The organism is Pseudorhizobium halotolerans (assembly GCF_902153235.2).
Lineage (GTDB): Bacteria > Pseudomonadota > Alphaproteobacteria > Rhizobiales > Rhizobiaceae > Neorhizobium > Neorhizobium flavum.
In genome coordinates, this window is the sequence record NZ_CABFWE030000013.1 from 1 (window position 1) to 23,799 (window position 23,799).

Sequence of the window (23,799 nt, forward strand, 5' to 3'; positions counted from 1 at the left end):
ACGGTCGGGCAGGCCCTGAATTGCTGAAGGCACGAATGCTGCCGCGGCTCCACACAAAGTGAGGAAGAACCCTTAATCGTAAGAATGCGGATGTTTGGATCTCGTTTGGCATTTAATCTGAGAACTTCGTCAAGTGCCGTTGCAAATCAGTTGCAGGTATGGGCTATCCCGAGTTGGCCTGGACGAGCTGCCAAGTTGTTGAAGAAACGAGGTATTCCAAACCTCTATTTCCGCCGCAGCGATTGCGAAATCATCAAAGTTCATCTCGACGTCGTGGCCCGCTGTTTCTCAAGTTAGATGCCATATTCCATGCGACATTCTCAGATTAACTGCCGTGTATCAAATTAGGTGCCGCGCTATCTAATTGAAAATGTTGAGGCAGATTCTTGCGGTTAACTGCCAAACGACATCCGGTGCAAAAGTAAGACTTGAGCGACTGCTTTTGCGACACGTCGCGTCCCGTAATGCGGGCCGCCGCGAATGTGGTGCAGGTTAAGGACACTTGCGACAAACCGATAGACAAGCATCTACAAACAGATGGGAAACCGGCCGCCCGAGTGTAATCTGCTTGAAGTTGCCGCTTAACCGTGTTTCAAAATTTGAGCCCCAGGATCGACGCTGGGTACTCCCGGAAAGGTTCCATGACTGAAGAACGTTCATTGTTTGTGTCACTGTTCGAAGCAGCTGTGGAGGCCGCTGATCCCCGCCATGCCATACGAGATTTCCTGCCGTCGCGCCCGAAGGGCCGGACGGTTGTCATAGGGGCGGGTAAGGGCGCGGCGCGAATGGCTGCTGCACTCGAGCAAGTATGGGGACATCCGGTCGAGGGCGTCATCGTCGCGCCGTATGGCTTGGGTGCTCCTTGCAAGATGATCGAGGTCATCGAGGCGGCCCATCCAGTTCCGGACGCCACCGGTCTTCTCGCAACCAGACGACTTTTCGAAGCAGTCATGGGTCTAAGCAAGGATGATCTAGTAATCGCATTGATTTCAGGCGGCGGTTCTGCGCTCCTACCTTCCCCGCCGCCGGGCATGACGCTTGCTGATGAGATCGCAGTCAATGAAGCGCTCTTGGCATCCGGTGCTCCAATCTCGGCAATGAACACTGTGCGCAAGCACCTATCGATGATCAAGGGCGGTCGTCTTGCGCTTGCCGCCTATCCCGCGCGTGTTGTCTCACTCATCGTATCTGACATTCCCGGCGACAACCCCGCCTTTGTCGCATCGGGACCGACAGTGGTCGACGAAGTCAGCCGCTTTGATGCTCTGGCGGTGGTTGAAGCCTATGGGCTTGAGTTGCCTGAAGCGGCCATAAACCATCTCAAGTCACCTGACGCCGATGCCCCGCAACCGGGAGATCTGCGGTTAAAAGGTAATGAAGTGCATCTCATCGCCTCTGCGGTCCGCTCGCTGGAAGCCGCATCCGAAAGAGCGCACGCGCTTGGTATCGAAGCCGTCATTCTGTCAGATGCAATGGAGGGCGAGGCGCGCGAGCTGGGCGCGGTGCACGCCGCCATTGCGCGTGAAATCGCAATCCGCAACCGGCCGTTCGCCAAGCCTGTCCTCCTGCTTTCGGGGGGCGAGACCACAGTGACCATCCGCCAAAAAGGAGGGAAGGGCGGCCGAAACTCTGAATTTCTGCTTGCGCTGGCGCTAGGCGTTGATGGCGTTAAGGGCATTCACGCCTTTGCTGCTGACACTGATGGGGTGGATGGCTCGCAAGACAATGCCGGCGCATTCGCCGATTTTGGCAGCATCACAAGGATGCTGCAGGCAGGCATCGATGCAAGAGCCTCACTTGCGCGCAACGACGCTTGGACTGCCTTCGCCGCGATCGATGATCTTTTCGTGTCGGGACCAACTGGGATCAATGTCAATGACCTAAGAGCAATTCTCGTCACATAGCATCCTAGCTGCAATCCCATCCGGCGCGGCCTAGGTTCCGGTCAGGCCGTCCAGCTCGTTCTCTATTTCTTCATGCAAGGTCGATAGCCAATGCGATTTTTAGTACCCTTTAAGCAGATCATTTTCGACTTCGATGGGGTGCTGTTGCAATCAGCCGATTTGAAGACAAAAGCTTTCGCACACGCCTATGAAGATGAAGCGCCCGAACTAATTAATGCCGTCGTTGCCTACCAAGAGGCCCATGGCGGGATCGGTCGACGAGAAAAGTTCCGGTTCTTTGAACGCTCGATCTTTGGACGGCAAGCCTCGGAAGAGCGGATCGACGCTCTCTGTGCTCAGTTTAAATCCTTCATCTCCGATCGAATTTTAGAAGTACCGGAAGTGGCCGGCGCCAGAGCGCTGCTGGAATACCTTCACGGCAATGTGAAAATGCACGTGGTGAGTGGCATGCCGCAAGACGAGCTTGACGACATCTGTGCCCGCCGCGCTCTAACATCCTTCTTCGAGAATCTGATCGGTGTCCCGGTGAGTAAACCAGAGGCTTTCGCATCAATTCTAAAGAGCGAGGGGTGCTCACCCCTCGAAGTCCTTGCAATTGGTGACTCGACAACCGAGTTCGAGGCCGCTCGTGATTTGTGCATTCCGTTTCTGGCGGTCGTGCCGGAAGGAGCGACAAACAAGTTTCCGCCAGGGACGTGCAGCCTCCGCGATTTCAGCGGCGTCAAAAGTACATTGCACAAGATGCGAACTTGCGCGACCTCTTCGAGAATGTCTTCATAAACGGATTGAACAAAGGTGCTGACGCGGCATTTTTCGGGTCCTTTGCGGTTGAGCTTCTGTTTTGAAGGGTTGTGGCTTTGGGCTGCAATCTTGGAACAGGGGCACTGAGATGGCTGAGTTAGGCCCTCTTTCGCTGGTGCATGATCGAAGACACGACGAACGGCGAATCTCGCCGGCCACGCAACGTCCTACGTGCACGCGATCGCGAAGTTTTTCCACCATTTCGGCCGATCCCCCGACCGGCTCGGCCTGGAAGATGTCCGCGCCTTCGAGGTGCATCTGGCTTGGACCGGATATCGTGGTCGGCGCTGAACCCGACGGTGCACGCGTTGCAGCTCTTTAAGACTGCTGCTCGGATATGCCGATATTACAGACGGCACCTATACCCGCGCATCTCGAGAACGACATCTATATCAGTATCATCCAGTTACTGCTCGATCTTTGTCGCTGTCTAGTAGGTCGGCCATTTCGCCAGGGCCGGGCCGATCCGGAAGGGCGTATTATTGGTATCTGGACATTAGGTCACTTCGGAGTTGACAGCTATCCACTCCGCTGAGAAGATGGATTGTAAACGTTTAACCAAATGCAGCATCAACGCTTCTGTAGCGAGGAATATTCAGCCATGTCCTTTTATGTTTCGGTCGGCGACGAAGTCGTCTTCTCCAAAACGGTTGGAGAGTCCGATGTCTATCTTTTTGCGGGCCTCACAGGGGATCTGGCGCCGGTTCACGTCAACCAAGTCATGATGGAAAACTCTGCCTATGGACAAAGGATTGGCCACGGCGCCCTGCTAGTCGGCTTTATGTCGACGACATCGACCATGATGGTGGACCGCTCCCGCGACCCCTATGGCCTCGGCGAGATCCCGGTATCGCTCGGTTATGATCGCATCCGTTTTACCGGAGCGGTCTTCTTCGGTGATACGGTCACGGTCACCTACCGGATCACTGCGATCGACGAGGCCAGGCGACGCTCAGTCTCAGACATCACCGTAACGAACCAACGCGGCGAGACGATAGCAGTCGCCAGTCATATCCTGAAGTGGGTAAAGTCGTTACCGAAAGAAGGCTCCTGATCGCGGCAGGATTAGCTTTGGTCTGCCTTTCGGCTCTGGTCCAAAGGACAAGCAATCCGTCATAGACTGGCTTGCTACATTCTAACTTCCTGCCGCGGGCATGCGGCAGGTGACTCCGTCACCGGAACCCTCTTCGTTCTGCATTCGTGATTGACTTTGGAAACGTTTTCATTTATCTCGCATTTTGTAGGCACGGCACCTGTGCAAAGCGTCCGGGATTGGGCGTTAACGACCTGTCCATCAGGGGAGACGCACGCATGATCGTCGAGGAACGCGATTACCGCCTAGTTCCGGGAAGACTTCACGAATTCATCTCGACCTATGAAAAGTACGGCCTCGATATCCAGCGCCGACACCTCGGCGGATTCCTTGGCTATTTCATCACCGAAATTGGCGAACTGAACCATGTGGTGGCTTGGTGGTCCTATGAAAGCCTGGCTGATCGCGAGGCCCGCCGCACTCGAATGCTGGCCGATACGGAATGGAACGGTTATCTTGGTCGGGTCGCAGGCCTGATCGACATTCAGTCCACCCGCATTCTCAAGCCTGTTTGCTTCTCACCGCTGCCGGTGCGCGGCCGGCCCACCGAAATGCCTTCTTGAAGTTCCCGGAGCAGGCAGCGACATCTGGAATCATAAGCATGACAGACACAACAATCGAAATCTATGACGTCATAGTCGTTGGTGCCGGCGGCGCCGGCCTCATGGCTGCACTCGAGGCGGCTAGGCTGGGATGCCGCACCCTCCTCCTGGAGAAAGAGGCACACATCGGCGGGACCACGGCGATGTCCGTGGGCACGGTCTGCACCACCGGAACCGACCTGCAGCGCGCCCGCGGGATCGTGGATTCCACCGAGGCTCATTTCGAGGATCTAGGGAAATTTGCGGGCGACCTTGTCTCACGCGATAATCTCGAGCTGCGTCGCCTCTTGGTGGAGAACATTCCGGAAGCCTATCGGCGGCTGCGGGAGGCCGGTGTCCAATTCATGGGCCCCATCCCCGAGCCGCCGCACCGCGAACCGCGCCTGCATGCGATCGTTCCGCATTCGCGCGGCTATATACATCATCTGACGCGCGCCTTGCGGCGCGCCGGTGGAACAATCCTGACTTCGACGCCGGTGCGGCGCCTCACCCAAATGGATGGGCGCGTTACCGGAGTCGAGATCGAGACCGGCGGGCAGATGCGGACCTTGGCGGCCACGCGGGGTGTGATCCTGACAACCGGTGATTTGAGCGGAGCCCCACGCGCGTACCAGAAGCGTTTTTTTGGCGAGGATCTGCTGGTCCTTGATGCGATCAATCCTGCCAGCACCGGCGACGGCCACGCTCTGGGCGAGGAGGCCGGGGGCGAGGTGGTGAACGGAGATCTCGCGACCGGGCCGCAGCTGCGGTTCCTGGCGCCACCAAAAACTGCACTGGTCAACCGGCTGCCGCCGATCCGGCTGGTCGGTTCCGCCGTCCTTACGGCCATGAAGATCCTGCCCGATCCGATACTGCGGCCAATGCTCATGTCCTTCGTGACGACGTTCCTTGCGCCCTATCCGGGTGTGTTTCGCCAAGGTGCCGTGCTGATCAATCGCAACGGCCAACGATTCTGCGACGAGTTGTCTTTTCCCGAATTCAAGGTGGCCGACCAGCCGCAGCAACATGCCTTCATCGTGTTCGACAAGGCGGTCGCCGACAAGCTGCAGGCTTGGCCGAATTTCATCTCGACCGCGCCCGGCGTCGGCTACGCATATCTGCGCGACTACGAGCGCTCGCGTCGCGACATCTTCTACAAGGCCGACAGCTGGCAGGAGCTCGGCAGGAAGGTCGGCATCGACGGCGCGGCCCTTTCCGAAGCCATTGAGAACTATAACGCGGCCCTTCCCGCCAGAAGTGAGCGCCCGAAGCTGCTTAAGCCACCGTTCTATGCCTTGGGTCCAGCCAAGCCTTGGATCGTTCATGCCGAAGGAGGCCTGCGGGTAGATACCTCGCTGCGAGTCCTCGACCGAAAAGACAGTCCCGTTCCCGGCCTTTATGCAGCCGGATCTGCCGGACAAGGCGGGGTGCTGCTGGAAGGGCACGGCCACCATCTCGGCTGGGCCTTCGCCTCGGGCATGCTTGCCGGCGCCGCCGTCGCCCGAGAGTCCGCTAGAACCGCTCAGCAGGCTATCCCAGTACCTTCTCGCAACTCCCAGGAGACCATTAGTTAGATGAGCAAACTCGCCTATGAGCCGCAGGGGGTCATCCCTGCCTGTCTAATGCCGTTCAATTCCGACATGTCTGTTAACGAGAGGGCCTATCGCAGCCATCTCACCGATCTTCTGTCGGTGGACGGAATCACCGGGATCACCATCAATGGCCATGCTGCGGAGGTCCATGCGCTGACTCTCGAAGAGCAGCGGCGTGCGGTCACTATCACCAAAGAGGTCGTGGGAGATCGTGTGGCCACCATTGTTGGCGTTTACACCGAATCCAGTCTTGAGGCCGGCCGTATCGCTGCTCATGCCCAGGCCGAAGGTGCCGAAGCGCTGCTGGTTTTTCCACCGTCCTTCATGTCCCTTGGGGGCCATCTGCGCCCTGAGATGACTGAGATCCATCTCAAGCACATTGCCGACGCGTCGGACCTACCGATCATCCTATTCCAGTATCCGTTGTCCTCGAACTTGTCCTACCCGGTCGAAAGCCTGTTGGAACTATGCCGCAAATTCCCAACGATCCGCGCGGTGAAGGATCAAATCGGCGACGGCAACCAGCACGAACGCCAGCTCCGCGAGTTGCGCGCCCTGGACCGCCCCGTCCGCACCCTGACAACCCATAGCGCGTGGCTGCTGGGTTCGCTGGCGATGGGCTGCGATGGCCTCTTGTCGGGTGCAGGCAGCGTCATTGCGGACCTGCAGGTCGCGCTGTTCCGCGCGGTACAGGCCGGGGATCTCACTCGCGCACGCCAGATTAACGACCGCATCTATCCCACCGTTCGCGCCTTCTATGATGCACCGCTTCTTGATATGCACAACCGCATGAAAGAGGCGCTGGTGCTCCTTGGCCGCATGGCCGATGCACATGTGCGTCCGCCGCTAGTCAAGCCGCAGCCGGAAGAGATCGCCAAGATTGGCCGGATGATGGAGCTTGCCGGCCTGACTTCGGAAACCGTCTATCGTCACGTTAGCTGAGGTCTTCTAAGGGCAGGACGATCTTCCGTCCCGCCCTTTCGGCTGGAATTGCGAAAATTAAGCATGGGCCAAGTTCCCTTTCGACGACAAGAACTGATTCGCTTTCAGCATTGCGATCCTGCTGGAATCGTCTTTTATCCACGTTATGCTGAGATGGTGAACGCCACTATCGAGGACTGGTTTGCCGCAGTGATCGGTATCGACTTTGCCCAGATTCATATCAGGATGGAGACGGCCATTCCGGCGGCTACGCTGAAGCTGGATTTTAGGCTGCCTAGCCGCATTGGAGAGGTGCTGGAAATGGTTGTCGAGGTCGAGCGTCTGGGCCGGACCAGTGTTTCGTTGAAGGTCACGGCCTATTGTAGGGAGCAGCTGCGCTTCGAGTCTTGGATCACTCTCGTCCACGTACCGAAGACCAGCTACCGGCCGGAACCTTGGCCCGAGCAGATGCGGACGGCCATAGCGGCCCAAGCCTAAGCCGGATCTATCGCAAAACATTCAGGGGCAGGATCTACCTGGGGCCCCTTTGCAGGCGTCTTGGTCGGGCCGCAGGCAGGCCACCTTGTTCTGGACGGCGGGAACGGTCTATTCTAAGGCTGCCATTTTTTGAGTTCTTCGGGATTCAAGACTGCTTTTTGGAGGTCAGTCATGAATGTCGATGCGCTGAACTATGAGCAATGGTCCGGAATCAAGCCATTCGGTATAACCAAGCGATCGCAAGGGCGGCGTGGTCCGCACCCGAGCGCTATGGCAACTATCAGACTACCTAGCGACGTTACTACCGCTGGATCGAGATGGGCCTGCTGGAAAGCTATTCGAGGCACTGGCCACAAGGAAGCCGACCATCGATTGATGGTGTGGATGCCTCCTGCTCCTGGTGTCCACGAAACGGGAAAACCAATACTATAGCCCCTCTCGCCCGGCCTCCCATGACAAGCCGCCGAAGCTGCTGCTGCGCTCATGCTCTCCTCGCTAGGGCGACTTAGAATCCGGGAGCACTACCGGCGGTAAGGCCGCCAGCTGTCAATCAGATGATTTGCGGCTGTAGGCAGAGGCCGGCGCGTTGGCCGCACGCTTGAAGCCAACCTCTGCACGGTTGGGGCCGATCACGGCGGTGGTGCGCATCTCGGCTACTCTGATGGCATCGTAGCCCAGCTCGCCCAAGACCTCTTCTGTCTGCTCCCCTGGCATCGGCGGATGGCGGCGCAGCGGCATGGTCTCGCCGTCAAAGCGAATCGGATGGCCGATCAGCCGCACGGGGCCCGCATTAGCATCCTCGTAGGAGAGGATAGCGCCGTTGTGAATGACCTGTGGATCGGCCAGCACATCGTCATAATCGTGGACCTTGGCGTGCCAGATACCGTTAGCGCTGAAGGTCTCGATCCATTCTGCGGTGGTGCGAGTGGCCATATGTATAGCAACGCGCTCGTTGACCTCCTCGCGCAGCTCGAACTGGTCGTTCCGGCTCCAGCTAGCGAACGTCTCGTCCCCAAAGGTCCGCGCCAGTGTTGCCCCGTCGGCAAGCGACATGGTCAGCCAGCCGTCCGCAGTCTTGAATACGCCATAGGGCGCTTGATGGAACCGCGACGAGATCCCGCTGGCGCTTCGATCCCAGAGCTTTGCCCCGTTGAGATGATAGTTCAGCGGCTCAACCTGGAGGTCCAGCGCGGCATTCAGCAGGTTGCTGTCCACCCGTGAGCCTACGCCGGTCTGCTGGCGGCGCAGCAGCGCGGCCAGAACACCCATCGCGCCGAGCGTGGCCGCGTGCTGATCAACTATGGCGGTGCCGAAGAGGATCGGAGGACCGTCTGCGCGACCGCTAAGTGTGGCGAGCCCGCTGAGCGACTGGATAAGCAGATCCTGGCCAGGCTTCGCGCGCATCGGACCGTCTGTCCCGTAGCCGGTCAGCGAGCAATAGACGAGGCCCGGATTGCGCTCGCGTGCGGCCTCCCAGGAGAAGCCATATTTATCCAACGTGCCTGGACGAAAGTTCTCTACCAGAACATCGGCCTTATCGATCAGCTTCCACAGGACCTCGCGGCCCTCTTCCTTGGTGAAATCCAACTCAACGCTGCGCTGGTTGCGGCCAGCCGCCAGGAAGAAGACGCTGGTATCCTCGTTCAGGAAGGCTTGCGCGCCCGACCAATGCCGCTCATAGGCTCCCCCGATACGCTCGATTTTGACGACTTCGGCGCCCAGATCCGCCAAAAATTGAACGCAAGCAGGCCCTTGAAGGTAGTGCGTCAGGCTTACGACCCGGATATTAGAAAGTGGCAACATCATGTTTCAGTCCTTTGAAGAAGCATCTGGTCGCGGGGCCGAGAAGACAGGAGGACGCTTTCCGAAAAACGCGTCGAGTCCTTCAGCTATATCGGGTCCGGTGAAGACGGCATGGCTGTCTGCGAGAGTCCGTTCTGTCGCCTGGGCCACGGTTTGCAGACGGGAGTCGCGCATCGCTCTGCGCACCAAGCTCAGTGCCAAGGCCGGACGGTTGGAGATGGTCCGCGCCAATTCGAGCGCAGTTTCAAGCGCCTTGCCCGCAGGAGCAATGCGATTGATCAGCCCGATGCGATGGGCCTCCTCGGCATCGATCAGATCACCGGTATAGATCAGTTCCAGCGCCCGCCCAGAACCGACAATCGGCGGCAGGCGAAAGACGCCGCCGCTGCCGGGGAAGACCCCCAGCTTGCATTCGGGAAAGCCTATGCGCGCCCGCTCATCCAGGATGCGGATATCGCAGGCGAGCGCAATCTCAGCGCCACCGCCCAGCGTGACGCCGTTCAACGCCGCGATAACGGGAACCGGCAACTCCTCGATCGCGGTGAAAGCCGCATTCTCGCACGAGAGCTTATGCGAGACGACATCATCACGCACAGTCGCGAATTCGGTGACATCCGAACCAGCGCAAAAGGCGCGGTCTCCGGAACCGGTAACAATAACGACACGCACCATGGGATCGGCTGCAATGGCCGCGCAGGATTCACGGATGCAATCCAAGGTCCTCAACGTGTTGAGGTTCAGCGGCGGGTTGTCCAGCGTCAGGACGAGTATCCCGGCATCCTTGCGTTCCACCCTGACATAGGCGGGCTGGGCCATACGGAGCACCTCTCGAAACGGCAGCTGAAAATTGTGCTTGCGCGGTTAATTCGCTGCCTCAACCTAGAAAGATATTGGTAAACGATTACCATCGGTCGGAGAGCATGACAAGCGGCGACTTAGAATGTTCAGTCGCATCTGCGCGATGCCGCGGTGCTTGACAGGATCTACCCGGGGCGCACAGGAACTGGGTGGCCCTTGACCACACACTAGTAAACGTTTACTCATGTGGCGGAAGGCCGAATCGACCAGTACGGATCATTCCACAAACAATATCTCTGCCAGAGCATGGCAACAGGAGGAGAGAACGATGATCCCCGAAAAGCAAGACTCTTGGCACGCCGATCCCAAAAAGGATCTGGGCGAGGTCTTGGTACTGCGTCCCGAGGAGGGGCATGATTTCTATCAGCCGGTTCCGGCCAACGGGCAGATCTCGATCCGCATCGCTCCGGGTTTCGTCCGCCTGCAAAGCCCCTTCAGCCTTGGTACCCAGACGCTGCCGCCAGCCGGCTATGTTCGCGAGCATTCGCATCCTGAACATGACGAGGTGATCCATTTCATCCGTGGCACTGGCAAGGCGGTGGTCGATGGCGAGGAGCATCCGGTCGAGCCGGGCGTGACCATATTCGTAGGGCGCAACCGGCGACACATGTTCATCAACAATTCGCAGGACGAGCTGCACTGGCTGTGGTTCATCCAGCCGAACGGGCTGGAGACCTTCTTCGAGGAGATCGGGAGAGAGGTGGTCCCGGGACAGCCGGATCCAACCCCCTTCGCCCGCCCCGACAACGTGCTTGAGATAGAGCGTCGAACCGCTTTCGCACTGCCTCCTGCCATTCCATACCAGCCGGACTGACCTCATGCCCCTATGCAGCACCGACGACGGCTGCCGGATATACTTTGCTAGACAGGGCGAAGGATTGCCCTGCCTGATGATCCCGGGCCTCGGGGGCGAGGGAGCATTCTGGAACGCGGCCGCCCTCCATATGCCCGAAGGTCTGGAATTGATCCTCATGGATCATCGCGGCACCGGCGGTAGCGACCGGCCGGATGGCGAGTATTCGATACCGCGCATCGCGCAGGATGCACGGAACCTTCTGGACGCGCTCGACATCGCCAGCGCAGTGGTGATCGGCCATTCAACCGGCGGGATGGTAGCTCAGACCTTGGTAACTAGCGTGCCGGACAGGGTGCGCGCGCTGGTCCTTAGCGGAACCTGGGCGCGTGTCGATACCCGCTTCCGCCGCATGTTCGAGGCACGTGAGGCGTTGTTGCGCGATGGAGGGGCGATTTCCCACCAGAAGCTGACCCAGGCGCTGGGCTATCCGGCTTCCTGGATCGAGGCTAACCGAACCGCGCTCGATGCCGAGCTCTTGGCCGCTGACGAGCGGCTCCAGCCTCGCGCGATTCATCTGGCCCGGCTGCAGATGCTGTGCCGGTATGACGTGTACGAAGCGCTTCACGGAATTTCGAAGCCTACGCTGGTCATCGGGGCGCCGGATGACGGGCTGATACCGTTCTCGGCCTCGCGCGACTTGGCCAGCAGCATTCCCGGCGCCCGGTTGGAAGCCCTGGAAGGCGGCCATTTCTTCCCCCGCACCCGCGCTGGGGACTATGCCCGCCTGATCGTGGATTTCCTTCAGGATCTGCCGTTGTGACCATCTCCCCATACAGGACTGCTCCCCTTATCGCCACCATAGGCTTTGGCGCTATGGCTCGAAGCTTGGCTCGCTCGCTGCGCGGAAGCGCGAGCGGGCTGCGGATAGCGGGCTGCCTTCTGCCTCCAGACTCCTTTTCCCAGATCGAACCTGACATGCTGCGTTGGAAAAAGGTGGACGAGCTGGTCGCGGCCTGCCCGGATCTGGTTGTTGAATGTGCTACCCACGCAGCCGTGCGCGATATCCTGCCCCAGGTGCTCGAGGCTGGAATCGACGTGATCATCATATCGGCCGGCGCGTTGGGAGACGAGAACACGACCGCGCGGCTGGAAGAGGCCGCGCAGCGCGGCGGTGCCCGCGCGCGCATCGCACCAGGCGCGATCGGAGGGCTCGATGTCTTGCGCGCCGCGCGCATCGCCGGGCTGGATCGGGTCGTCTACACAGGTCGCAAGCCACCGGCCGCTTGGAAAGGATCGCTGGCAGAACATCTTGTCGCGCTGAATTCCCTGGAGGGCCCGACCGTCATCTATGAGGGCAGCGCCGCCGAGGCTGCACGAGACTATCCCAAGAATACGAATGTCTCGGCCGCTGTGTCTCTGGCCGGAGTGGGCTTTGCCCGAACGACGGTCCGTCTCATCGCCGATCCCGGCATCACCGAGAATATACATGAAATCGACGCGGAAGGCGCCTTCGGCCGGTTTACAACAAGGATCGCCAACCACGCGCTTCCTGACAATCCAAGGACCTCTTGGCTCGCCGCGCTCAGCGTCGAGCAGGAGATCCTGCGGCACTTCTCAAACCTGGAGCTTTGACTATGGACATGTTTCTTACAGATAAATCGGTGATCGTGACCGGTGCTGGATCGGGCATCGGGGCGGCCACCGCACGCCTCTTCATCGAGGAGGGAGCCCGGGTCGTCGTCGCGGATTTCGACGCCGATGCCGCTGCTCGCATCGCGTCCGAACTGGGGCCGAAGGCTGTCTCCTTCCAAGTGGATGTCTGCAGCGAGAACGACTGCAAGGCGTTGGCCGCTTTCGCGGACAAGACCTTCGGCGGCATCGACATTCTGGTGAACAATGCCGGGCGCGGGATTCTCGGCACCGTAGAGAACACGACGCTTCAGGACTGGAACGCCATCATGGAGGTCAACGTCAATGGCGTTTACCTCTGCTCTAAACATGCCATCCCCATCATGCGTCGCGGCGGTGGAGGAGCCATCGTCAACACCGCTTCCAACATTGCAATGGCCGTGGCAATCAAGGATCGGGCCGCCTATGTGGCGGCCAAGGGCGCCGTCGCCTCCATGACCCGCGCGATGGCGCTCGACTTCGCGGATGACAATATCCGAGTGAACTCGGTTGCTCCGGGCGTGATCTGGTCGAGCTACTTCGGCAAGATGTTGACCGAGGTTTCCGATCCCGAGGCGTTCAAGGCTGGCCTCCGCGCTCGCGCGCCGACGAATCGTTGGGGTGAGCCGATTGAGATCGGCAATGCCATCATCTGGCTGGCCTCGTCACGCGCCTCCTATGCGACGGGCACGATGTTGACCGTTGATGGCGGTGCCTCGATCTGGTGACGGCGCCGGACCATGCGGCAGCCACGCAGGATTCTACTGTCAGCCCCTTGCGAGAAGGGGCTGACAATCTGATCCAGGCTCGGGCGTCATACGTTTCGCAGGCGAACCGGCTGACAAAGCCGGTGGCCGCTCCGCCCGGTGAGCAAAAACAGCCTACGGCACGGGCAGCCGCTCTTTGTTAGTTGCGCACCGTATCGCTTTGCTCCATATCATGGCGTTCCCGCCCCGGAAAAAGCGCGACTACGTAGCTCTGGCATGACAGAAGAACAGACGGTTCCCCCACAAAAGTTGAGACGAAAAGCAACGGTTCATGATGTGGCTCGGCTTGCCGGTGTTTCTATCGCCACCGTCTCCCGCAGTCTTAATAAGCCTGAGACGGTCCGGCCCGGCCTGCGCAAGCGCGTCGATATGGCGGCCGCCGAGCTTGGCTATTATACCAACTCCATCGGAAAAGCCCTGCGTAACCAGCGTAGCCGGTTGATCGGGACGATCATTCCCAAACTGTTTGACCCATTGTTCTCGCTGGTGGCCAGCGGCGTGCAGGAAGCGCTAGTCGAGTATGATTATCTCGGGATCATCCAAGTCGCAGGATACGACAACCGCGATCTGATGAAACATGCCTTGCCCATGATCGAGAAGGGTGCCGAGGGCCTAATCATATTCGGCCAAGTCCAGGACAAGGTGCTGCTCGACTACTGCCGGCAACGCGACATTCCCCTGCTGTCGATCTACTCCTTTGCCGAGGACGCACCAGTCCCCTGCATTGGTTTTGACAATTATCAGGCCACAACCGAGCTGCTGAACCTGATGATCCAGCTCGGCCATGTAGAAATAGCGATGATCTCTGGCCGCCAGCCCGGAAATGATCGACAGCAGGCGCGGGTCAGTTCCTATATCGCCACCATGGAACGTCTGAGGTGCGAGCCCGTGATCGAGGAAGTAGACCATGAGTTCGGGATCCAGGACGGTGCGGCGGCCTTCCGCAGGATTATCAAGCGACGTCCGGAAATCACCGCCGTGATCTGCAACCGCGACGCTCACGCCTTCAGTGTGATGACCGAATGTCGACGCCTCGGCTTGACGCTGCCGCACGACATGTCGATCGCCGGCTTCGATGACCTGGCCTATTCATCCTTTCTTGATCCGCCGCTCACTTCGGTATCTGTCTCAGGTTATGAGATCGGGCGGCGCTCAGGCATAGCCATGCTGCGGCATCTCGAGGAGGGCATGCCTCTGCGCTCGATCCGGTTGGAAACGCGAATCGTCGTCCGCGGCTCGACCGTGCGGCCCAATCTTAACAGGCCGCTACTGGACTGATGCGGAACCCGCTCACTCAGGCGGGTGGGCGCCCAGCGACAGAAGATCCTCCCAAACCGCGGGTTCAATTGAGATTCCCTCGCGCAACGCTTTCTCGCGGGCCGCAATGCGCCGCTCGCCCGGGAAGCGCTCCTGCCCCGCCGCAGCCAATTCGGCCAGAAGTTCTTCGACCCTGAGCGCAAAACCGGTTGACCCGCCCGACGCACCGACGGGATCGATCAGGATAAATAGCTGCCCGGTATGAGCCGAACAGGCACCTGGGTAATCAGACCAATCGACTTGGTGAGAAAAGTTGCTGCCGGTCATCGCCCCCGCCAGCAGCTCGATCATCATTGCGATCTGCGAACCTTTGTGTCCCCCAAAAGGCAGCAGTGCCCCTCCTGCCATAATGGCCTTTGGATCGCGAGTGGGATTGCCCGCGGCATCTATCCCTACGCCCTCGGCCAAGATTCTTCCCTCGCGCGCGGCGATTCCTACCTCACCATGGGCCATGACCGAACTGGACTGGTCGAATATCAACGGTGCCCGACCGTGTCTCGGCACGGCGAAGGCCATCGGATTGGTCCCGTAAACTGGACGACGCGCGCCGTGGGGCACCACTGCCACCACGCTGGCCACCATAGTCAGGGCGACCAGCCCGTCGTCGGCAAAGGGCTCTATGTCCAGCCATAGGGGGCCGTTGTGATGGGAATTCCCAATGGCGATGACACAGGTTCCAGCCATGCGGCACACGTCGATTGCTTCAGGGATCACCGCCTCAAGCGCTGGCCGACCATATCCCCGGCAAGCATCCACGCGGATCATCGCCGCACCCGGGCGGGCAATAACGGGAACTGCCTTGCCATTGACGAAACCACTGCGGAGGTTGTCGATGTAGCCACTTACTCGATACAGCCCGTGGCTGCGTGATCCGTCGCGTTCTGCAGTCGCGCAGTTCAACGCTAAGATTCCTGCCACGTTATCCGATGCTCCAGCCTCGACTAACGCCGGCTGCAGCATGGCCGTCAATTCCGCCAAAGAAAGATGATGGTTGCCAGAGCGATCCACAAACATCGAAACCATTCCTTCTCGGATCGCTAACATCACAGAGGACAAGGTAACCTTGCCGAACAAACAGCTAAATCATCAACGTTTAAAAGTAAACGTTTTCCTTGCTAATCCGTCTTGAACGCGAAGCTCGATCGGTTCCGCCGCACGGCAGGCAAGACAGCTGCGGTCGAGAGCCGTACGGAGCACTTCCACCACAGCGTCTATCGAACTACCTTGAAATGACGCACATCCGGCGAATCCAATCTGCCTAACCTGAGATCTAGGCCCTTCTTATGCTCTTTGATCGGTAGAGAGCTGGCCAAGACTGTGCTGCAAAAGGCCTAGGATTGATGCTGTGAGTCGAGTAACAGCCTGCTGCGAGAGGTCCTGCATCAAAAATCCCTTGACACGCTAGCCCCTCCCGTCAATCATGCTGTAAACGTTTGCTAAGAACAAGCAATGAGTTTGGGCGGAGAGAAGCCTTCCTCATAGTGGAAGCCAGAGATTAGAAGACGATAGCAACGAACCATCGGGTCAGGGAGGGCCCACTCGAGTTCGCCACCGTTCCGGACCTGATCCTGACCTGCGCCGATGTTCAGACACGGCCGCCAGGGATGCTCTGAAGCAAGTAAGTTTCAGGCCGGCCGCAATCACCTCATCAGCGAGCACTCCGGAGCAAAAGGGGTACTGCCACGCATATGCCTACAGGGACTCACGCATCCATGACAACAGACGAGATTGACTGGTCCCGAGGACCGAGGCCGTTCGCGTTGGCGATCCAAGGTCTGGATAGCCTCAATGCATTACTGAAGTGGATTGTCGGCGGACTACTTGCGCTGGCGACGACTGCGGTCGCGATACAGATTGTCGTGCGCTTCATTCTGGGCGCGATAGGCGTGAACATAGCCGCCCCCTGGACCGAAGAGGTCGCGCGTTATTCGTCGATCTGGGCGGTGTTCCTTGGCGTTGCCGTGCTAACGCGCCAGAGCGGACTGATAGCGGTCGAGATGTTTCCGCAGCTTCTGCCGAAGCGGCCGGGCACTGCGGTCAAGATTGCCGCTACGCTCATCAGCATGGCCTTCTTCAGCGCCGTATTTCTGATCGGGCTCCGCTTCACGCACGAAGGCCTGATGGAGACTTCCCCAGTCATGCGACTGCGAATGGTCTGGATCCACGCGGCGATTCCGGTCGGCAGCGGCCTCGCTATCTTGAACATGCTCGCCTTCCTGCTCGAATGCGCCTTCTTCGGCCGCAATGCGGTGGAGGTGGAAGACCCCGAAATGCGACTTGAGTGAGTATGACGCATGCCTCTGATTTCTTTAAGTTTCATTGTCCTTCTCGCCCTCTCGGTCCCCATCGCGGTCATACTTGGATCGGTGGCGATGTGGGGACTGTCGAATTTCGGCGTCCCGCCGGTCACCGTCTTGCAATCCGCCTTGGAGAGCCTGGACAGCTTTTCGCTGATGGCGGTGCCTTTCTACATTTTGGCCGGTAACATCATGCAGTCCGGAGGCATCGCCCGGCGCCTCGTTGGGCTGGCCAACGCCCTGATCGGCTGGGTGCGCGGCGGCCTCGGTGCAGCGGCAGTGCTAACCAGCATGTTCTTCGCCACCATCTCGGGCTCGTCATCGGCGACGGCGGCGGCGGTTGGCGCCATCACAATTCCCGCGATGGAGAAAAAGGGGTATCCGCGCAACTTCGCTGCGGCGACGGTTGCCTCGGCCGGGGAGCTGGGCGCCATCATACCTCCATCGCTGCCGATGATCATCTACGCGTTAGTGACGGGTGTCTCGGTGGGCGACATGTTCATCGCCGGTATCATCCCGGGGGTCATGATCGGGCTGACGATAATCCTGACCGTGATCGTCGTGGCCAATATCCGCGGCTTTGACTCCATTACCCCGGTCACTCCCCGCATCTGGATCCGCAATGTTCTGACCTCGCTGCGGGATGCCGGCCCGGCACTGCTAATGCCGATCCTGATTCTGGGCGGCATCTATTCCGGCTTCTTCACCCCAACCGAAGCTGCAGTCGTGGCGGTGGTCTATGGCTTGATCGTCAGCATCTTACTCTATCGGGAACTCACGCTGTCGATGCTGGCGCAGGTCCTGATCCGCAGTGCCCTCACGTCGTCGGGCCTGCTGCTGATCGTGGCGTTCGCCTCTGGGTTCGGCTTCTTCCTCACAATAATGCAGGTTCCGCAAGAGGTCAGCCGTTGGCTGCTCAGCTTTGCGGATTCGCCGATTATGTTCCTGCTGCTCGTGAACCTACTGTTGTTGGTCGTCGGCATGTTCATGGAGACCTTGGCCGCAATCATTATTCTCGCCCCAATCCTCACGCCGATCGCCGCCCATTTCGGCATCGATCCACTCCACTTCGGAATGTTGATGATCGTAAATCTCGCCACCGGAATGGTGACGCCGCCGGTCGGGGTGAACCTCTTCGTCGTCTGCGAAGTAGCCAAGTTGCGTATCGACCAGCTGATGCGGCCGCTGGCCATCTTCCTCGTCGTGCTAGTCACGAACATCGCGATCATCAGCTACGTTCCGATCATTTCCACAATACTAGTTCGATAACAGGGAGAAATAAAATGACCTTATTCAGAAATCTAGTTGCGGCAGCATCCTTTGCTCTTGTCGCCCAAGCTGGCCCTGCTGCGGCGCAGGTGGACCTTACCATCGGCCATACCCTAATGCCGGACACGCACTACCAAGCGTTCGCGGAGAAGTTTAAGGAACTGGTGGAAGACCGCACCAACGGCGAGGTCACAGTCAGCATCTTCGGCCAATCGCAGCTCGGTGGCGAGGTTCGGATGCTGCAATCGGTGCGTTCGGGTGCCCAGTCCATCGTCATCACCGCCAGCGCGCCGATGGAGAACTCGGTCCCCGAGTATGCCGTGTTCGCAGCGCCTTACTTGTTCAACGATCTTGAGGAAGCTAACAAGTTGCTACAGGGCTCGTTCGGCGACCACATGCTGAGTTATCTACCCGATCACGGCTACAAGCCCTTGGGCTTCATCACCGCGATCGAGCGCGACGTCTACACGTCCTCCAAGCCGATCCGCCAAGCTAGCGACATGCAGAACGTCAAGGTGCGCGTTATCCAGAGCCCGGCCTACGTCGAGACCTATCAGGCACTTGGCGCGCAGCCGACCCCGATGAACTATGCCGAGGTCTACATCGCCCTGCAGAACGGCGTGGTCGACGGTGCCGAGAACTCGCCCGACGTCTTCGTCAGCGATAGACACTCTGAGGTGAGCAAGTATTTCAACCTCACCAAAATCCACTTTATGCCGGCCCTGATCGTCATGTCGCCCGAGCACTTCAATCGGTTGGACGAAGAGCAGCAGTTGATCGTGGTCGAGGCCGCTGACGAAGCCCGTGCCCATGCCATCCAGTTTTACCTCAAGGGCTATGCCAGCGGCCTAGAGAAGGCCCGCGAGGCCGGAGTTGAGATCGTTGAGCCCGATCTCGAGTCGTTCAAGGATGCCACTGCCAACGTGGCGCGCAAGCTGATCGATAGCACCCCCCGCGGTGCCGAGAGCGAGGCCGCATTGGAAAAGGCTCGCGCCGCTCTTCAATAAAGCGGCCTGGCGCAAAGGGTCAGAGGCAAGATTGATTACTAAGAAGTCCGGCCGCCCTAACGAGGGGCGGCTGGTCCGCGTTTGGATCAATCGCCCTTGTTGCGGCGCACACCTCCACTCACGGCAGATCCTACCCATCTTTCCACGCTCTCGTCGCCGATTCTGGCTCGAAGACTTTTACTGATTCTTCCTACCGCCGTGCCCTGCCGAAACCGTGATTGTGCGTCTCTGAGCCTCCCCAGCCTCCGCCGCTGCCTCACGGCAGGTCGCGACCTCGGCCTTGTTGGCCTCGATGAGTTGATCGGCTGCCACCACCTTTCCACGCTTCCGGACTGTCGAAGGCCATCAGGCTCATGCCGGCCTGCCAGTGCGTTCCTCCCATCACAATGCTGCAACACGGGGCGCGGCCGAGAATGGCAACAATGCCGGCAGGAACAGCGTGAGCGCGATGCCCACAAGGATCCCCACCCGCCGCACCCGAGACGCCACCGGTCCTGTGAACGCCGCTCCCGTGCACTTGCGACGTGCAGGGCGAGGTTTCAGCCGGCGCCGCCTGACGCTCGAGCTGCTGCGGGGCCGCCTTTACCAATCCCTCGCCGCTGCGTTCGAGCGCTCGAGCATAATGTTCCGGCCCGTTTTTCAGGAGAGGGCTCTTCTCGAGCTCTTCAAGATGCTCCCCGACAAGAGCAAGATTTTGGACGATCTGCGCGAGGTCCTCGGCTATAGTCTGCCGGCTGCTGGAACTTATCTAACTTGTCTGTGATTAGGCATGGAATAAGTCTCGGTGGGTCAGCTCTCAGTGGAAATCAACAGTTTACTTCTCTAAGGTGGTTGGACCTGACCCGTTAAGGCCGACCAGCCGGAGTCTTCGAAGGACTTCGTGAGGCGCGGGTGCCCGCCAAACGGTCTGGAAAGCCTCGACAACGTTGTCGGCTGTGACCGCAAGGCCGGGCAGTGCCACCCAATCTGGGGCTGCCCTGCCGAGCAGAGCAGTAACAGTGATGGATGCCGCAGTCTCACCCTGGCGAAAGGGCTGCTGGGCGGCAATTGCGACGAGCGGATCGGCGCCAGCAAGCCCGATTGGCCTGCCCCGCTAAGGTGGTCCGGCTTCAGTCTTAATGCATGATCGGCTTTGCTGCCATCTCTTGTGCCGATGATGGAGCGGATCCACGTGGCGGAGCAGGCCAGACAATGGCCTCCGGTGCTGGCGGCTTGTAACCGAGCGATGAGTGTGGCCGCTCGGTGTTGTAGTGGCGCCGCCATGCTTCAATGATGACCTTGGCCTCGGCAAGGCTGTAGAAGATCTCAGCGTTGAGCAGTTCGTCGCGCAGTTTCGAGTTGAAGCTCTCGCAGTAGCCGTTTTCCCAGGGGCTTCCCGGTTCGATAAACGCGGTCTTTGCACCGACAGCGGCAATCCAGTCCCGCACGGCCTTGGCAATGAACTCCGGCCCATTGTCGGAACGAATATGACCCGGTACGCCGCGCAGGATGAATAGGTCCGACAGGGCGTCGATGACACCAGTCGAGTTGAGCTTGCGATCTATACGGATCGCCAGGCATTCCCGGGTGAACTCGTCGATGATGTTGAGCATGCGAAACTTCCTGCCATTGTGGGTCCGGTCCTCGACAAAGTCGTAGGACCAGACGTGGTTAGGGTGCTCCGGCCGAAGCCGGATGCACGATCCGTCATTCAGCCAAAGACGGCCTCTCTTCGGTTGCTTCTGGGGAACCCTCAGCCCCTCCCGCCGCCAGATGCGCTCGACGCGCTTGGCATTCACCGTCCAGCCCTCGGACCGCAGCATCGCGGTGATCCTGCGATAGCCATAACGGCCATAGCGGGAAGCGAGCTGGATGATGTCGGCGGTCAATGCCTCTTCATCTGGCCTGCCTCCAGGCCTCTTGCGCTGGGTCGAACGGTGCTGGCCCAGAACCTTGCAGGCGAAGCGCTCCGAGACGGAGAACTTCGCCATGACATGGTCGATGCATCGGCGGCGGCGGGAAGGGCTCAGAAGTTTCCCGAGGCAGCCTCTTTCAAGATCAGTTTCTCGAGCGTCAGGTCCGACACCGCCTTGCGAAGCCGCTCGTTCTCTTTCTCAAGGTCCTTCAGCCGCTTTACCTGGTCACCCTTCAGGCCACCGAACTCCTTGCGCCAGCGGTAATAGGTGAACTGCGTCACGCCGATCGAACGAACCGCTTCGCCAACAGATCGGCCCTGCGACAACAGAACATCGACCTGGCGCAGCTTCGCGACAATCTCTTCCGGTTTGTGCTTCTTCTGGGGCATTCCAACGTCCTCTCCAACAGCTCAATAGCCTACTTCAGGGAGGACCACTTTTTAGGGGCAGACCAGGAGGCGAATTCCTTGATGTCCGATCCCGCGCAGAAGGCTCTGTCTCCCGCCCCTGTTATGACGAGCGCCCTGACAGTTCGATCGGCCGACAGGCGGCCGCATTCTTCGAGCAGCCGGTCGAGAGTGTGCAGGGTCGTCAGATTGAGAGGGGGATTGGTGAGCGTGAGTACCGCCACGCCATCGGTTACGATATCGACGGTGACAAATTCACGATGCGTCATACAGTCTAGGCCCCTTACCCTCGAAGAGGAGAAATCGTTTACCAGTCGAAATACGACTGTGCAACACCGCTATCGAGGTTTTATGTTTGCCTTTTATGTGGCCTTGCAGCCTGCAGAAAATCACGCTACAAAGCGACCTAGAAAACGTTTTCTAGATCGACGCTTGTCATGAGTGAAGTTCTGGAATGGGAGGAGCGTCGCTCAACATGTGCTGAAGTGGGTCCGAAACCAGGCATCGTAACCCTCCGCCGAACCGTCGCTGCCGTGTAGGTCTGCACGGACAGCAATTATCTCAATCGCTGTCACCCAATCGCCTTACGAAAGGCCTCCGATGCAATTGGACTTGAACGAAACTCAGCTGATCATCCAGCAAACGGCGCGCAACTTCGCGGAAAACGAGCTCAAGCCTCGGGCGCGCGAAATCGATGAGAACGACCACTTCGCGCGGGACCTGTATCTGCGTATGGCCGAACTCGGCCTGCTTGGTATGACGGTCTCGTCGGACCACGGCGGATCGGATGCCGACACCGTTTCATGGGCGATCGCGCTCGAAGAAATGTCGAGAGGTTGCGCTGCGGTGGCCGATATGCAGGGGCTCTGCAAGCTGATGTGCGACCTGATCGAGCAGAACGCGACTCCCGAGCAGCAGCAGCAACTCCTCCCTGCGTTGGTCTCGGGCGAAAAAATCTGCGTGATCGCTCAAACGGAACCTGGAGCGGGCTCCGATGTTGCTTCGGTCAGGACCGTGGCGAGACAGCAGCCCAACGGGAACTATCTTCTGAACGGCACGAAGCATTTCATAACTGCCGGCGCGATTTGCGACTGGGCGGTGGTGGTCGCGACTACCGATCCCGCCCTTGGCCGCGACGGAATATCGCTCTTTCTCGTCGACCGGGAGACCGAGGGCTTCACCGTGGGCCAGAAGACTCGTCTTCTCGGAATGCGCGGACTGGCGACGTCGGAACTGGTCTTCGAGAATTGCGAGATTCCCGAGAGCGCCATGCTCGCCCCGCCCGGAGCCGGATTCCGCAAGGCATTGGGATCGCTGAATGCCGGGCGCATCAGCATCGGCGCCCAGGCCGTCGGCATAGCTCAGGCTGCCTTCGAGGAAAGTCTCGACTACGCCAGGGTTCGGCAGACCTTCAAGCAGCCGATCGCCAAGCACCAGGCCGTGCAATTCAAACTCGCGGACATGTCCATGCGGATCGAGGCCGCGCGGCTGATGCTGCGCAAGGCCGCGTATCTGCACGACATGACAAGACCGATCATCAGAGAGGCGTCCGAGGCGAAACTGTTCGCGTCGGAGGTGCTCCAGTATGTGACTGACGAGGCCGTGCAGATCCATGGCGCTATCGGATACAGCGCGGAATCGACCGTCGAGAGATTATACCGGGATGCTCGCGTCTACCGCATCTGGGAAGGTACCAGCGAAATACAGCGCATGATCATCGGGCGGCAGCTGATTGCTTGATCGATTTCGGTGCGACGGAGAAATGGACGATGTATGACTATGTTGTGGTCGGCGGCGGGTCGGCGGGTTGCGCTTCAGGAAGCGGACGAGCGGAAATTCATCACCGACAACGTCGCCTCGATCAAGCGGGCCACCGGTGTGGCGCCGACCGGCTACAACGGCGCGGCGATGCGCGGTACGATCAACACGCTGAAGATCCTCCAGGAGGAGGGTTTCAATTATCACATCGACGACGTGAGCCGTGACGAGCCCTTCGTCATTCCGGTGCGCGGCAAGGATTTGTCAATTCACCCGGCGTCAGCTCCGCTGGATCAATCTGATCAAGCTTCAGCAGGCCGCTGCCCAAAAATTTCTCCAGGGGCATGCCCATTCCGGAAGCGCGTTCCCTGACAACGCGAAGGGTCTCATCAAAGACCATAACGTAGGCGGGCTCGCCACGCTCCAGAGCAGCATAAACGTATGAGAGAGCCAGCGACGACTTTCCCGTTGTCGCTTGGCAGTTAAACGGGTTCTTCCTCACTTTGTGTGGTTCATTCGCCGTTAGCGAGGTTTTGGCTATGGGCGGGCATGCGAACGAAATCGAAA

At 59.3% G+C, this 23,799-nt stretch carries 24 protein-coding genes; 17 read left to right on the top strand and 7 right to left on the bottom strand.

Features of this window, described 5'->3' with window-relative positions; genetic code table 11:
* Positions 1–641: 641 nt before the first annotated feature.
* From FN060_RS19065 to FN060_RS19090, 7 genes are all read left to right on the top strand, one after another.
* A complete protein-coding gene (locus FN060_RS19065) occupies positions 642–1,904 on the top strand; it encodes a glycerate kinase type-2 family protein (RefSeq protein WP_142589609.1) in 1,263 nt (420 codons plus the stop codon).
* A gap of 90 nt (positions 1,905–1,994) precedes the next feature.
* Entirely contained in the window at positions 1,995–2,684 is a 690-nt protein-coding gene (locus FN060_RS19070) for an HAD family hydrolase (RefSeq protein WP_142589610.1), read from the top strand.
* Positions 2,685–3,306: 622 nt separating this feature from the next.
* A complete protein-coding gene (locus tag FN060_RS19075; RefSeq protein ID WP_142589611.1) occupies positions 3,307–3,759 on the top strand; it encodes a MaoC family dehydratase in 453 nt (150 codons plus the stop codon).
* Between the two features lie 257 nt (positions 3,760–4,016).
* Entirely contained in the window at positions 4,017–4,361 is a 345-nt protein-coding gene (locus FN060_RS23265; protein WP_142589612.1) for an NIPSNAP family protein, read from the top strand.
* Between the two features lie 38 nt (positions 4,362–4,399).
* On the top strand, positions 4,400–5,953 hold the full coding sequence (locus tag FN060_RS19080; protein WP_142589613.1) for an FAD-dependent oxidoreductase: 1,554 nt from the start codon (positions 4,400–4,402) through the stop codon (positions 5,951–5,953).
* A complete protein-coding gene (locus FN060_RS19085) occupies positions 5,954–6,913 on the top strand; it encodes a dihydrodipicolinate synthase family protein (RefSeq protein ID WP_142589614.1) in 960 nt (319 codons plus the stop codon).
* Between the two features lie 63 nt (positions 6,914–6,976).
* Positions 6,977–7,390 (top strand): acyl-CoA thioesterase, encoded by a 414-nt coding sequence (locus FN060_RS19090; RefSeq protein WP_142589615.1) that lies wholly within the window; start codon positions 6,977–6,979, stop codon positions 7,388–7,390.
* Between the two features lie 546 nt (positions 7,391–7,936).
* Here the strand turns inward: FN060_RS19090 and FN060_RS19095 are convergent.
* Together FN060_RS19095 and FN060_RS19100 are read right to left on the bottom strand one after the other, a co-directional pair.
* A complete protein-coding gene (locus tag FN060_RS19095) occupies positions 7,937–9,196 on the bottom strand; it encodes a CaiB/BaiF CoA transferase family protein (protein WP_210310838.1) in 1,260 nt (419 codons plus the stop codon).
* 3 nt (positions 9,197–9,199) lie between these two features.
* On the bottom strand, positions 9,200–10,009 hold the full coding sequence (locus FN060_RS19100) for an enoyl-CoA hydratase/isomerase family protein (RefSeq protein ID WP_142589616.1): 810 nt from the start codon (positions 10,007–10,009) through the stop codon (positions 9,200–9,202).
* Between the two features lie 310 nt (positions 10,010–10,319).
* Here FN060_RS19100 and FN060_RS19105 point away from each other — a divergent pair, with 310 nt between their 5' ends.
* The 5 genes from FN060_RS19105 (at position 10,320) to FN060_RS19125 (ending at position 14,560) form a co-directional block, all read left to right on the top strand.
* Entirely contained in the window at positions 10,320–10,865 is a 546-nt protein-coding gene (locus tag FN060_RS19105; protein ID WP_142589617.1) for a cupin domain-containing protein, read from the top strand.
* Positions 10,866–10,941: 76 nt separating this feature from the next.
* Positions 10,942–11,667 (top strand): alpha/beta fold hydrolase, encoded by a 726-nt coding sequence (locus tag FN060_RS19110; protein WP_210310837.1) that lies wholly within the window; start codon positions 10,942–10,944, stop codon positions 11,665–11,667.
* Positions 11,664–12,479 (top strand): aspartate dehydrogenase, encoded by an 816-nt coding sequence (locus tag FN060_RS19115; protein WP_210310836.1) that lies wholly within the window; start codon positions 11,664–11,666, stop codon positions 12,477–12,479. The genes FN060_RS19110 and FN060_RS19115 overlap by 4 nt, the downstream gene beginning before the upstream one ends.
* A gap of 2 nt (positions 12,480–12,481) precedes the next feature.
* Entirely contained in the window at positions 12,482–13,243 is a 762-nt protein-coding gene (locus FN060_RS19120; protein ID WP_244665881.1) for an SDR family oxidoreductase, read from the top strand.
* Positions 13,244–13,498: 255 nt separating this feature from the next.
* A complete protein-coding gene (locus tag FN060_RS19125; RefSeq protein ID WP_142589619.1) occupies positions 13,499–14,560 on the top strand; it encodes a LacI family DNA-binding transcriptional regulator in 1,062 nt (353 codons plus the stop codon).
* A 12-nt stretch (positions 14,561–14,572) separates the two neighbouring features.
* On the opposite strand, the gene FN060_RS19130 is transcribed toward FN060_RS19125, so the two are convergent.
* Positions 14,573–15,613 carry an Ldh family oxidoreductase gene (locus FN060_RS19130; RefSeq protein ID WP_210310835.1) on the bottom strand — a complete coding sequence of 347 codons (1,041 nt, stop codon included), beginning with the start codon at positions 15,611–15,613 and terminating at the stop codon, positions 14,573–14,575.
* Positions 15,614–16,359: 746 nt separating this feature from the next.
* Here FN060_RS19130 and FN060_RS19135 point away from each other — a divergent pair.
* Genes FN060_RS19135 through FN060_RS19145 form a run of 3 tightly spaced genes read left to right on the top strand, consistent with a single transcriptional unit; the run spans position 16,360 to position 19,172 of the window.
* The gene (locus tag FN060_RS19135; protein ID WP_183950118.1) at positions 16,360–16,884 is read left to right on the top strand and encodes a TRAP transporter small permease; all 525 of its coding nucleotides are present in this window, start codon (positions 16,360–16,362) and stop codon (positions 16,882–16,884) included.
* A 9-nt stretch (positions 16,885–16,893) separates the two neighbouring features.
* Positions 16,894–18,165: a TRAP transporter large permease gene (locus FN060_RS19140; RefSeq protein ID WP_142589621.1), complete on the top strand. Its 1,272-nt coding sequence runs from the start codon at positions 16,894–16,896 to the stop codon at positions 18,163–18,165.
* Positions 18,166–18,179: 14 nt separating this feature from the next.
* Entirely contained in the window at positions 18,180–19,172 is a 993-nt protein-coding gene (locus FN060_RS19145) for a TRAP transporter substrate-binding protein (protein ID WP_142589622.1), read from the top strand.
* Positions 19,173–19,349: 177 nt separating this feature from the next.
* Here FN060_RS19145 and FN060_RS23575 read toward each other — a convergent pair whose 3' ends face one another.
* The 4 genes from FN060_RS23575 to FN060_RS19155 form a co-directional block, all read right to left on the bottom strand.
* The gene (locus FN060_RS23575) at positions 19,350–19,487 is read right to left on the bottom strand and encodes a DUF6118 family protein (RefSeq protein ID WP_425312198.1); all 138 of its coding nucleotides are present in this window, start codon (positions 19,485–19,487) and stop codon (positions 19,350–19,352) included.
* Positions 19,429–19,920: a DUF6118 family protein gene (locus FN060_RS23580; protein WP_425312201.1), complete on the bottom strand. Its 492-nt coding sequence runs from the start codon at positions 19,918–19,920 to the stop codon at positions 19,429–19,431. Before FN060_RS23580 ends, FN060_RS23575 begins: the two co-directional genes overlap by 59 nt.
* Before the next feature lie 367 nt (positions 19,921–20,287).
* A protein-coding gene (locus FN060_RS19150; RefSeq protein WP_142589623.1) for an IS3 family transposase occupies positions 20,288–21,456 on the bottom strand; the annotation gives its coding sequence in 2 pieces (ribosomal slippage) (positions 20,288–21,192 and positions 21,192–21,456; 1,170 coding nt in all).
* 29 nt (positions 21,457–21,485) lie between these two features.
* Positions 21,486–21,743: an enoyl-CoA hydratase-related protein gene (locus FN060_RS19155; RefSeq protein ID WP_142589624.1), complete on the bottom strand. Its 258-nt coding sequence runs from the start codon at positions 21,741–21,743 to the stop codon at positions 21,486–21,488.
* 343 nt (positions 21,744–22,086) lie between these two features.
* On the opposite strand from FN060_RS19155, the gene FN060_RS19160 reads away from it, so the two are divergent.
* Both FN060_RS19160 and FN060_RS19165 read left to right on the top strand, forming a co-directional pair.
* Complete coding sequence (locus FN060_RS19160) at positions 22,087–23,214, top strand: acyl-CoA dehydrogenase family protein (RefSeq protein ID WP_183950116.1); 1,128 nt, start codon at positions 22,087–22,089, stop codon at positions 23,212–23,214.
* A gap of 33 nt (positions 23,215–23,247) precedes the next feature.
* Positions 23,248–23,604 (top strand): polysaccharide deacetylase family protein, encoded by a 357-nt coding sequence (locus tag FN060_RS19165; RefSeq protein ID WP_185929066.1) that lies wholly within the window; start codon positions 23,248–23,250, stop codon positions 23,602–23,604.
* Positions 23,605–23,799: the final 195 nt, after the last annotated feature.